Here is an 11414-nt window from a genome sequence, read left to right as displayed (position 1 = left end):
CTCATGAAGCACGTGGATGACGTCATCTTCCGGTCCGAGAAGATCGTCGGGGGGTCCAGGGTCCTGGGCGGTGCCGGAATGTCCCGCTGCACCTGGGTGGGGTCGACGATCGCCCAGTACGACGACCCCGGCTTCGGATTCGTGGTCCGTGACGCCGAGGCGCGCCGCTGCAAGGTGGACAACTGCGGCGCCCACGGCGTTCGATTCCAGGACGTCCTGGTCGACGGGCTCACGATCGCCGGAGGGCTGCTTCTGGAGGCGTGCCTGTTCGAGCGGGTCACGCTGCGCGGGAACATCGGGAGGATCGTCACCACACCACCCCAATCCGCCTTGACGGCGGAGGTCCGGCAGAGCCTCGTGGAGGGGCTGCGAGCCGCCTACCGGGATGTGGAATGGGCCCTTGACATCAGTCAGGCGAATTTCGTCGACGCGGACTTCTACTACGTTCCGGGTGAGCTGATCCGCCGCGACGAGGAAACACAGTTCCTCCTGCGCAGGGAGAGTTTCTCCGGAATGGATGTGTCGGACCTTCCGAGCTACGCGAAAATCGCCGTCGACCGTTTCGAACCGAGCCCCTGGGATTCGATCGTCGCCATTGCCCCGCGCCGTTCGAGGAATTTCGACCGGCGGCTGTCCGAACTGACGGAACTCCGCCGGGCGGGGCTGGCCGAATAGCCTCCGGTCACAGCCGCGCCCCCTTCAGCGCCATGTGCAGCAACAGCCTGTCCTCGCCCTCGTCCAGATCCAGGCCCGTCAACCGCTCCACCCGGGACAGGCGGTAGTACAGGGTCTGCCGGTGGATGCCCAGCGCCGCCGCCGTACGCGTCGCCTGGCCCGCGCAGTCGAGATACGTCTCGGCCGTGCGGGCCAGTTCGCGATGGGCGGGGGAGAGCAGTGGGGTGACCGCCGGGTCGTGGGTCGCGTCCGGGGGGAGGGCCGTCAGCAGGCGGTACGGGCCGATCGTCCGCCACTCCGCGACCGGGCCGAGCCCGGGTTCCGCGCCCACCGCCCGCGCCGCCGCCGAGGCCTCCCGCCAGGCCGCCCCCAGCTCCGCCAGACCGCCCCGCCCCCCGGCGACACCCGCCCCGCCCCGCTCACCCGCCCGCTCCAGCAGCCGCCCCGCCGCTGTCGTCGCCGGCGTCAGCGTGTCCGGCGCGCGCAGCCGCAGCAGCACTGCCAGGGACTGGGCCGACGTCCCCCACGGCATCGTGCACAGGGCCGTCGCGCCCTGCACCGTACGCACGGAGGGCGCGTCGGACGACGGCCAGGGCGCCACGCAGATCAGCGTGTGGGGAGCGTCGGCCCGGGGCCCGAGCGCCGTACGGAGTTCCGCGATCGCCGTGTCCCGCTGCCAGTCGCGCTCCGCCGTGAGGACGGCCCGCAGCTCACGGGTCAGATCCGCGCCGTGCTGCGCCTCGTCCGCCAGCAGCGCGCCGATCCGCGCCGTCACCTCCATGGCCGTGGCCAGCTGGGCGTCCGACGGGCCCGGGTCGTCGTCCAGGAGCCAGACATAGCCGAGGACGACACCCCGATGGCGTACCGGGAGGCAGATCCGGCCCCGGTAGACCCCCGCCTCCGGGGTGGGCGGGATGCGCACCGGCCCCGTCGCCCGGGTGATCCCGAAGCCCTCGAACCACTCCCGGACCACCGTCGTCGAGCGCCGGGTCAGGATCGAGCGCGTGCGCACGGGGTCCAGCGCCGACTCGTCCAGCTCGCCCTCACTGTCGTACGCGCCGAACGCGATCAGCTCGAAATCCCGGTTCTCCAGGGTCGCGGGCGCCCCGAGCAGCTCCGAGATCTCGTCGACCAGGTCCTGGTAGTCACCGGCGTGGTTGGAGGAGGCGGCGTCGGCAGTCACCCGCCCATTCTCCCCTGCTTCCCGGCCACCTTCATACATCTGTCTGAGATCTGCGGCACGGATGCGTGACAGCTGTCGATGGCTCACGATCGGAGGGATCCTTAGGTTTCACGGTGGTTCTCCGTTTACCGGCCTTTTGTGGAGGTGCCCCGTGCTGGGTCCCGTGATTCTCGCCGCCTCGCGCAGCGACCGGCTGCGCCGAGTGATCTCGGCGGCCCCGGTGACCAGGCCGGTCGTCGACCGCTTCATCCCCGGCGAGACGGTCGACGACGTCGTCCCGATCGTCCAGGACCTCACCGACCGGGGCCTGGAAGTCACCCTGGACGTGGTCGGCGAGGACATCACCACCCCCGAGCAGGCCGCCGCCGCCAGGGACGCCTACCTGGAGTTGATCGAACGGCTCGGCGAACTCGACCTCGGCACCCGCGCCGAGATGTCCGTCAAGCTGTCGCTGTTCGGGCAGGCGCTGGAGGGCGGCCACGAGCTGGCCCTCGCCAACATCCGGCCCGTCGTCGAGGCGGCAGCCGCGATCGGTACGACGGTCACCCTGGACGCGGAGGACCACACGACCCTGGACTCGATGTTCGCCATCCACGAGGAACTCCGTAAGGACTTCCCGCAGACCGGCTGCGTCATCCAGGCCTACCTGTACCGCACCGAGGCCGACGCCCGCCGCCTCGCCGACAGCGGCAGCCGCGTGCGGCTCGTGAAGGGCGCGTACAAGGAGCCCGCCGAGGTCGCCTACCAGCAGAAGTCCGAGACCGACAAGGCGTACGTCCGGATCCTCCGCATCCTGATGGAGGGCACCGGGTACCCGATGATCGGGTCCCACGACCCCCGCCTCATCTCCATCGCCCAGGAACTCGCCCGCCGCGCCAGCCGCAAGCCCGACGAGTACGAGTTCCAGATGCTGTACGGGATCAGGAGCGACGAGCATCTGCGGCTCGCTGCCGAGGGGCACCGGATGCGCGTCTACACGGCGTACGGGACGGACTGGTACGGGTACTTCATGCGGCGGCTGGCCGAACGGCCCGCCAACCTCCTCTTCTTCGCACGCTCGATCCTCACCAAGGGCTGAGGCCAAGGGATTTGGCCCCCGACAACACCCGCTCACCCGCCCCGCAAGGAGATTCGGACACCATGGACGCCGTCACCCAGGTCCCCACCCCCGTCAACGAGCCGGTGCACGGCTACGCCCCCGGTTCGCCCGAGCGCGCGCGGCTCGAAGCCAAGCTGAAGGAGCTGGCCGAGAACCCCGTCGACCTGCCGATGACCATCGGCGGCGAGCGGCGCATGGGCGGCGGCGAGCGGGTCGACGTCGTACAGCCGCACAACCACAAGGCCCGCCTCGGCACGTACGCCGACGCCACCCAGCAGGACGCCCAGGACGCGATCGACGCGGCCCTCGCAGCGGCGCCCGCCTGGCGCGCGATGGCGTTCGACGACCGCGCCGCGATCATCCTGCGCGCCGCCGAACTCCTGGCAGGACCCTGGCGCGAGACCCTCGCCGCCTCCACCATGCTCGGCCAGTCGAAGACCGCCCAGCAGGCCGAGATCGACTGTCCCTGCGAGCTGGTCGACTTCTGGCGCTTCAACGTCAAGTACGCCCGCGACCTGCTCGCCGAGCAGCCGCCCGCCAACTCCCCGGGCGTCTGGAACCGCCTCGACCACCGCCCCCTCGAAGGCTTCGTCTACGCGATCACCCCCTTCAACTTCACGGCGATCGCGGGCAACCTGCCCACCGCCCCCGCGCTGATGGGCAACGTGGTCGTCTGGAAGCCGTCCCCGACGCAGACCCACGCCGCCGTCCTCCTCATGCAGTTGCTGGAGGAGGCAGGTCTCCCCAAGGGCGTCATCAACCTGGTCACCGGTGACGGCATCGAGGTCTCCAAGGTGGCCCTTGAGCACCGGGACCTGGCCGGTATCCACTTCACGGGTTCGACCAAGACCTTCCAGTACCTGTGGAAGACGATCGGCTCGAACATCGAGAAGTACCGCTCGTACCCGCGGCTCGTCGGCGAGACCGGCGGCAAGGACTTCGTCGTCGCCCACCCGAGCGCGGACAGGGCGGTCCTGAAGACGGCTCTCACCCGGGGCGCCTTCGAGTACCAGGGCCAGAAGTGCAGCGCGACCTCCCGCGCCTACATCCCCGCGTCGATCTGGAACGACGGCTTCCGTGAGGAGTTCGCCGCCGAGGTCGACTACTTGACCATGGGAGACGTCACCGACCTCGCCAACTTCGTCGGCGCCGTCATCGACGAGCGGGCCTTCGCCAAGAACAAGGCCGCCATCGACCGCGCGAAGGCCGACCCGACGTGCACGATCGTGGCGGGCGGCTCGTACGACGACTCGGTCGGTTACTTCGTCCGCCCGACGGTCGTGGAGTGCACGGACCCGGCCAACGAGGTCTTCACCACCGAGTACTTCGGCCCGTTCCTCGCCGTGCACGTCTACGAGGACGAGGCGTACGACGAGATGCTGGCCCAGATGGAGTCCGTGTCCGACTACGCCCTGACCGGCTCGGTCATCTCCGGTGACCGCGCGGCAGCCGCGTACACGATGGAGAAGCTGCGCTACGCGGCCGGCAACTTCTACATCAACGACAAGTCGACGGGCGCGGTCGTCGGCCAGCAGCCCTTCGGCGGCGGCCGAGCCTCCGGCACGAACGACAAGGCGGGCGCCCCCCAGAACCTGATGCGCTGGACCCTGACCCGCGCCATCAAGGAGACCCTGGTGGCGCCGACCGACTACACGTACCCGCACATGGGCTGAATCTCCCTCGCCCAACAGGTCGTGGGCCGGGCAGACTTCGGCCCATGACCTGGACGGAGAGTGTGCTGACCAGTGACGGGACCGGGCTGTGGGCCCGTCGGTCGGGGCGCGGCGCGGAGCCGCTGGTGCTGTGCCACGGCGGGCCCGGACTGTGGGACATGTTCGAGGACGTCGCCGAGCTCCTCGGCGACCTGGCCTCCGTGGTCCGCTGGGACCAGCGCGGCTGTGGCCGCTCGGACCCGTCCGACGGGCCGTGGACGAGCGAGCAGGCAGTCGCCGATCTCGACGCCGTACGGGCCCACTTCGGCCTGGAACGGATGACCCTGCTCGGCCACTCCTGGGGCGCGCAGCTGGCCCTCACCTACGCGCTGACCCATCCCGAGCGGGTCCGGGCCCTCGTCTACGTGAGCGGCACGGGAATCGGCCCGGACGCCGACTGGTTCGACACGTACCGGCACAACTTCGGTGCCCGGCTTGCCGAGTCGCCCGGACTCCACTCCCGCTGGACCGAGTTGACGGACCGCCGGTCGGATCTTTCCGAGGCGGAGGCGCGCGAGAGTGCCGTACTCCAGTGGTCGGCCGAATTCCCGGACCGGGAACGGGCGTTGGAGCACGCCCGGCGCATGGCCGAGCCCTGGTTCGGCGTCAACTTCGCCTGCAACCAGGCCTTCAACGCCGAGCGGAAGCGGATCTGGGGCACACCCGACCTGTACGACCGCTGCCGGGCGCTCGACGTCCCCGTGGTCATCGTCGACGGGCCGGCGGACATCCGCCCCCGCACGGCGGTGGACTCCCTGGAACGGGCCCTGCCACGTGTACGCAGGGTGGTCCTGCCGGAAGCCGGGCATCTCCCCTGGATCGAGGACGCGGACGGCTTCCGGCAGGCGATCGCATCGGTGCTGTGACCGGTCTCAGTTCTCGCAGGTCGTACGGCCCGGGTGCCAGCGGCAGGCCAGCGCGGCGAAGCCGCCGTCCGCGACCACCGGTACGGCGATGGTGGCGCCGCCCTTCGCGACCTGCGTCCCGCGCACCAGGCCCGCCGAACCGTCCGTCACCGTCTCCACCAGCCAGCGCCCGGCACCGAGCCGCAGCGGTACGTCCGCCGTGTGCGCCGCGCCCGCGAACGTACCGCCGATGAACCACCGTCCGTCCGCCGCCCGTCGGGCGAGTACGGCGGCCCGGCCCGGGTCACCGGTCAGCAGCCGGGTCTCCTCCCAGCGCGCCGGCAGCTGTTCCAGATAGCCGCGGGCCTCGGGACGGGCCTCGTACGACTCCGGAGTGCCGGCGAGGTTCTGGATGCCCGACTCGTACAGCACCGTAAGCCCCAACTCACCCGCGTCGGAAGCCACGTTGGGGCGGAACGGACGGTGGAAGGCGCCCGGGGTGAAGTCCATCGAGCCGATCACGTTGCGGGTGAAGGGGAGCGCGGCCAACTGCTCGGCCGTGTTGTTGCGCTTCTCCTCGCCGCCCACGCCCTCCATCGTCATGACCTGCGGCCAGGTGCGCTGCATGCCCTTCGGGATCGTGGAGCCATGGAAGTTGACGAGGAGGTGGTGGCGGGCCGTCGCCTCCAGGGCCTCGTCGTACCAGCGCATCCGTTCCTGCGACTCCGAGTCCATGAAGTCGATCTTCACGCCCTTGACGCCCCAACTCGCCAGCGTGCTCAGCCACTTCTCGCGTTCCACCGGGTCGGTGAGAAGCGTGTAGTGCAGCCAGACCTGGACGCCGACACCCTTCGCCGCCGCGTACCGCACCAGCTCCGGCATCCAGCTGTTGGTCTGCCAGTCGGGGTCGATGACGTCCCACTCGCCGGGCTTGTAGTACCAGCCCGCGTCGACGACCTCGTACGGCCACTTCCGCTCGGCCGCGTAGTCGACGTACTTCTTCTGTGCGGTCAGGCTCTGCCCGGCCTCCTTGCCGCCCGCGAGCCAGGTCCACAGGGCCGGGCCCGGTTTGATCCAGGACGTGTCCCGGACCTTGGAGGGCGGCGCGAGATCGTCGACGAGGGTCGACTCCGTCACGGTCGTCAGATCACCGGTGACGATCGTGCGCCAGGGCGTCTTCAACGAGCCCTGGACAGCGATGGGTTCGTCGTTCCAGAGGCTCACCTTGTACGTCGGTGAGTTCGCCTCGTGCGTCAAGTGGGCGCCCGCGTAAGAGCCGTTGAGGTCCGACTCGGCGATCAGGGCGTAGCCGCCGGGCGTGTTGAACAGGGCCTGCATCGAGTACGAGCCCGCCGGTGCCGTCGCCGCCGACTCGTAGCGTTTGAAGGGGAGTTCGTTGTCGGCGCGGTAGGCGTTGACGACGGCCTGACTGTCCGTGGGGAGCGTGAAGGCGGAGGCCTCGCGCAGGACGTTCCCGGTGCCGCGCGGCAGGACATAGCGGTAGGCGACGCCGTCCCGGGCCACCCGCACCAGCAGGTCGAGCCGGGCGCCCTCGGTCGTACGGAAGCGGAAGCGGGCCTCGGTCATCCGGGCAACCCGCTCACGGGACTTGCCCGTTGTGGACGTGTAGCGCTCGGTGACTGTCCGGGTGGTGCGGCCCGTCAGCTCCAACCCCTTGGAGAGATCGGCCTGTTCGGTGACCAGACCCAGCGGGGAGGGGGCGATGACCTGCTCACCGGCGCGTCTCACGGTGAGGGTCGGGTGGCCGTCGGCCGGGTCCAGTGCGACGACGGCTGTGGGGGAGGAGCCGGGCGGGGCCTTCACCTCCCAGGCCGCCGCCGAGCCGCCGGTATGCGCACCTGCCGGGAGAGCGGTCACGGCGGTGGCGAGTAATGCGGAGCAGAGAGTCAGCGCGATCGACATGAAGTACCCCTTCAGCCGTTCAGTCATCCGATGACTGTGAGGCTGCTGGGTGGGATTGGGGCTGTCAAGGTGTCGCGCAGCGCTATCTGCGTGTTGGAGGTCGGATCAATCAGGTCTGGAAGTGTCGGTGAACATCCTGCGACGGCTCGGGATACTGGACCCATGGCCCCCACCCTGCGCACCGCCCACACGGCCGACCTCGCCCCCGTCGAACTCGCCGCCGCCCGTGACCTCATGGACGTGGCCTTCGACGGCGGCTTCGCCGACGAGGACTGGGAACACGCGCTCGGCGGCATCCACGCCCTCGTCCACGACGAGACGGGCGACCTTCTCGCCCATGGCTCGGTCGTCATGCGCCGCGCGCTGCACCGGGGCCGCTGGCTGCGCGTCGGCTATGTGGAGGCGGTCGGTGTCCGCGCCGACGCCCGCCGTCGAGGCCTCGGCGGGCTGGTGCTGGGCGCACTGGAGCGGATCGTCGACGGCGGCTACGACTTCGGCGCGCTCTCCGCGAGCGCCGACGGTGCCTCCCTCTACCTCGCCCGGGGCTGGCAGCTCTGGCCGGGCCGGATCAGCGCCCTCGGTCCGGACGGCGTGGTCCACCTTCCTGACGAGGAGGGCGATGTCTTCGTACGCCCGGCCGCGGTCGGTTCGCTGGACCCGTCCGACGGTCTGATCTTCGACTGGCGGGACGGTGACGTGCTGTAGGGCGCGCGGTAAAAGGCCAGGTCGGATGGGTGTGACCCAATCCGCCGTCTCAGATAGTAGGAAGTCCGACTAGTTGTGGAGACAGATGCCCTGTCCTCACTTAGCTTTGTAGAAGCCGAACGTCTCGCTGGACCAAGCGAATGACGGTCGCGAGCCGGAGCCCGTGCAGGCAACCCCTGCGGCACCGCCGCTCCCCGTCCCACTGGGGGTCCCCCCACGCCCATTAGGCAGTGGGGGAGTCTCGAAACCCCCTCCCTCTTTTAGGAGTCGATTTCCCATGGCCGAGACGACCGTCCGCCGCCGAGTCCGCCACGTCTCCCCGACGAGCGAGTCCGACCGCAAGAACGCCGCAGCGGCGCTCCAGCGAGCCCTCGACCGCAGGGACAACGGCGGCCAGACAGGCCACTGAGGCTGCCGCCGAGCGGCCTCGCTACGCCCGCCGCACCTCGAAGTGGTCGATCCGCTCCCCGCTCTCCGCCAGCGCGGACACCTTGAGCCGGGGAGCCGCGCCCGGTGCGCCGGCCTCCGCCTCCACGGAGAGGAACGAGTAGCCGGTGTAGCGCACCCGCGACCACTCCACGGTGTCCTCGTGCCGCTCCTGCGACTTGGTCCAGAAGTAGCTCTCCACCGACTCCCGGTCGACGACCTTCCCCTCGAAGCTGTCCTTCACCCCGACCGGGAAGCTGTACAGACTCCGGCCCGCGCCGCCCGCCGTGACGTACACGGTCCCGTCGCGCGTCGGATCGGTCGACGCGCCGACCGGCACCTTCCTGCCCACCCGGCCGCCCCGCAGGGCATCCGTCCGCTCGTACACATGGTTGTGGCCGTTGATCACCAGATCGACCTGGTGTTTGTCGAAGAGCGGCAGCCAGGCGTCCCGTACCCCGCCGTCGGAGGCGTGGGTGGACGTCGAGTACGTGCAGTGGTGGAAGAAGACCACGACGAAGTCGATCCCGTCCGACGCGCGCAGCTCGGCCAGCCGTCGGCCCAGCCACGCCGTCTGGCGGCCGTCCGTGTGCCCCAGGTTCGCGGGGATCTCGTACGACACGTCGTTCGCGTCCAGCGCCACGACGCCGACATTGCCGTACGTGAACGAGTAGGCGCCCGGGGTGTTCCGGGCGTCGAAGCCGTTCTCCGGGAGCGACCAGCGGGCCGACTGGCCGCCGTAGCCGTTCGGTGAGTACCAGGCCTCCATGTCGTGGTTGCCGGTCGTCACCATCCACGGCACCGACTTCGCGACCGTCTCCGTCTGCTTCAGGAACAGGTCCCAGGCGGTCGGGTCGTAGGTGTCCGACTTCTCGCCGTGGCCGGTGACGTCCGCGTAGCAGATGTCGCCCGCGTGGAGATGGAAGGCGGGCTTCCGGCCGAGGATCAGCTTGTCGTTGGCGAGCGCGTCGGGCGTCACGCCCTGGTCGCCGAAGGCCGTGAACACGAAGCTCGCGGGTGCGGTCGCGGGGGCCGTGCGGAACGTGCCCAGGGTGGACCGGTGCGCGCTCGACGCCGGGTCGAAGCCCTCGTGGCCGACGCCGTACCAGTACGCCGTCCCGGGGCGCAGCCCGTCGAGCGCCGCGTGCACGTAGTACTGGTCCAGGTCGAGGCGGATACCGGGCAGCCCCGGTGTGTGCAGCGGGCGCAGCTCGGCGTCGATGCGACGGCTCAGGTCGCCGGGCGTCGGCCCGACCCGCACGTACGGCTTCCTGACCGCGAACGGGACCTGCCAGGAGATCCGCATCTGCGTCCTCGGGTCGGCGCCGAAGGCCAGGTGGCGGCCGAAGGGCGTGACGGCGGAGCCGGGGACCTTGCTGGTCGCCGGGTTCGCCGTGCCCGTGCTCGACGAGCAGCCGGTGAGCAGACCGCCGCCGGCCAGCGCGCCCGCCGTCACCAGCGCGCGGCGCCGCGTGAACCGCGTCCGCAGATACTCGTACTGCTCAGCCATGCTCATCCGGCGGGCCAGTTGCGGCGGAATGCCGACGTTCGGGGTGTCCATAGGATGCGAACTTCCCAGCAATCCCCAACGTCCGCCACACATACGGGTGAACGGCAGTCGAAGAGCGGTCGCCGCGGCACGCCCTCGTGTCCGTATCGCGGACAAGGCGTGTCATCCCATGGGACCAGGAGTACGGTGCCGTTATGTCTCGCAGCATCAATCTCGCAGTGATTCCCGGTGACGGCATCGGCCAGGAGGTCGTGGCCCAGGGGCTCAAGATCCTCTCCGCCGTCCTTCCGCAGGATGTGAAGCTGGAGACCAAGGAGTTCGACTTCGGTGCCCGGCGCTACCACGCCACCGGTGAGACCCTCACCGAGGCCGACCTGGACGCGCTCAAGAAGCACGACGCCATCCTGCTCGGCGCGATCGGTGACCCGAGCGTGCCGTCCGGTGTCCTGGAGCGCGGCTTCCTGCTGAAGCTTCGCTTCGCCTTCGACCACCACGTCAACCTGCGTCCGTCGAAGCTCCTCCCCGGTGTCGCCACCCCGCTCGCCGGCCAGCCCGAGATCGACTTCGTGGTCGTCCGCGAGGGCACCGAGGGCCCGTACACCGGCAACGGCGGCACGATCCGCAAGGGCACCGAGCACGAGGTCGCCACCGAGGTCTCCGTGAACACGGCCTTCGGTGTCGAGCGAGTCGTCCGTGACGCCTTCGCCCGCGCCCAGGCCCGCCCCCGCAAGAAGCTGACGCTGGTCCACAAGAACAACGTGCTGACCTTCGCGGGCCACCTCTGGACGAACATCTTCAACAAGGTGGCCGAGGAGTTCCCCGAGGTCACCACGGACTACATCCACGTGGACGCGGCGACGATCTACCTCGTCACCGACCCCGCCCGCTTCGACGTGATCGTCACCGACAACCTCTTCGGCGACATCATCACCGACCTCGCCGCGGCCGTCTCCGGCGGCATCGGCGTCGCCGCGAGCGGGAACATCAACCCGTCCGGCGAGTACCCCTCGATGTTCGAGCCCGTGCACGGCTCGGCCCCGGACATCGCCGGTCAGGGCAAGGCCGACCCCAGCGCCACCGTCCTGTCCGTCGCCCTCCTGCTGCGCCACCTCGGCTACGAGAACGAGGCCGTCCGCATCGAGGACGCCGTCACCGCCGACCTCGCGGAGCGCGGCACCACGACCCGTACGACCGACGAGATCGGCGACGCGCTCGCCGTACGAGTAGCCGGCTGACCCCGCGGCGCTCACTCGATCATTCGAAGATTTCGAAGACTTTCGAAGCCGCCGGGTCGCATACGCACCCGGCGGCTTTTCTTATGTCCCCGCCGGGTGTC

At 70.0% G+C, this 11414-nt stretch carries 10 protein-coding genes; 7 read left to right on the top strand and 3 right to left on the bottom strand.

Annotated elements, in window-relative coordinates; translation table 11 throughout:
• Window positions 1-3: 3 nt before the first annotated feature.
• Window positions 4-675, top strand: a complete 672-nt coding sequence (locus OG787_RS12860; protein ID WP_405535264.1) for a hypothetical protein — start codon at window positions 4-6, stop codon at window positions 673-675.
• A gap of 7 nt (window positions 676-682) precedes the next feature.
• Here OG787_RS12860 and OG787_RS12855 read toward each other — a convergent pair whose 3' ends face one another.
• Entirely contained in the window at window positions 683-1897 is a 1215-nt protein-coding gene (locus OG787_RS12855) for a PucR family transcriptional regulator (protein ID WP_369034885.1), read from the bottom strand.
• A gap of 112 nt (window positions 1898-2009) precedes the next feature.
• Here OG787_RS12855 and OG787_RS12850 point away from each other — a divergent pair, with 112 nt between their 5' ends.
• The 3 genes from OG787_RS12850 (at window position 2010) to OG787_RS12840 (ending at window position 5535) form a co-directional block, all read left to right on the top strand.
• The gene (locus tag OG787_RS12850) at window positions 2010-2936 is read left to right on the top strand and encodes a proline dehydrogenase family protein (RefSeq protein ID WP_369034859.1); all 927 of its coding nucleotides are present in this window, start codon (window positions 2010-2012) and stop codon (window positions 2934-2936) included.
• 62 nt (window positions 2937-2998) lie between these two features.
• The gene (gene pruA, locus OG787_RS12845; RefSeq protein WP_369034858.1) at window positions 2999-4630 is read left to right on the top strand and encodes an L-glutamate gamma-semialdehyde dehydrogenase; all 1632 of its coding nucleotides are present in this window, start codon (window positions 2999-3001) and stop codon (window positions 4628-4630) included.
• 44 nt (window positions 4631-4674) lie between these two features.
• Window positions 4675-5535, top strand: coding sequence for an alpha/beta fold hydrolase (locus tag OG787_RS12840; protein WP_405535262.1), 861 nt, complete (start codon window positions 4675-4677; stop codon window positions 5533-5535).
• 6 nt (window positions 5536-5541) lie between these two features.
• Here the strand turns inward: OG787_RS12840 and OG787_RS12835 are convergent, their stop codons facing one another.
• Window positions 5542-7464 (bottom strand): glycoside hydrolase family 97 catalytic domain-containing protein, encoded by a 1923-nt coding sequence (locus OG787_RS12835; protein ID WP_405535260.1) that lies wholly within the window; start codon window positions 7462-7464, stop codon window positions 5542-5544.
• Window positions 7465-7599: 135 nt separating this feature from the next.
• Between OG787_RS12835 and OG787_RS12830 the strand changes: the two genes are divergently transcribed.
• Together OG787_RS12830 and OG787_RS12825 are read left to right on the top strand one after the other, a co-directional pair.
• On the top strand, window positions 7600-8142 hold the full coding sequence (locus OG787_RS12830) for a GNAT family N-acetyltransferase (protein WP_405535258.1): 543 nt from the start codon (window positions 7600-7602) through the stop codon (window positions 8140-8142).
• 277 nt (window positions 8143-8419) lie between these two features.
• Window positions 8420-8551, top strand: a complete 132-nt coding sequence (locus tag OG787_RS12825; RefSeq protein WP_006374903.1) for a hypothetical protein — start codon at window positions 8420-8422, stop codon at window positions 8549-8551.
• A 21-nt stretch (window positions 8552-8572) separates the two neighbouring features.
• Here the strand turns inward: OG787_RS12825 and OG787_RS12820 are convergent, their stop codons facing one another.
• Entirely contained in the window at window positions 8573-10129 is a 1557-nt protein-coding gene (locus OG787_RS12820; protein WP_405535256.1) for a purple acid phosphatase family protein, read from the bottom strand.
• A gap of 143 nt (window positions 10130-10272) precedes the next feature.
• On the opposite strand from OG787_RS12820, the gene OG787_RS12815 reads away from it, so the two are divergent.
• Entirely contained in the window at window positions 10273-11313 is a 1041-nt protein-coding gene (locus tag OG787_RS12815) for a 3-isopropylmalate dehydrogenase (RefSeq protein ID WP_405535255.1), read from the top strand.
• Window positions 11314-11414 lie beyond the last annotated feature (101 nt).

It is taken from the genome of Streptomyces sp. NBC_00075 (genome assembly GCF_045041225.1).
Taxonomy (GTDB): domain Bacteria; phylum Actinomycetota; class Actinomycetes; order Streptomycetales; family Streptomycetaceae; genus Streptomyces; species Streptomyces adonidis.
Note: the sequence above shows the minus strand (reverse complement) of the source record. Positions and strands in the feature narration are given on the sequence as shown.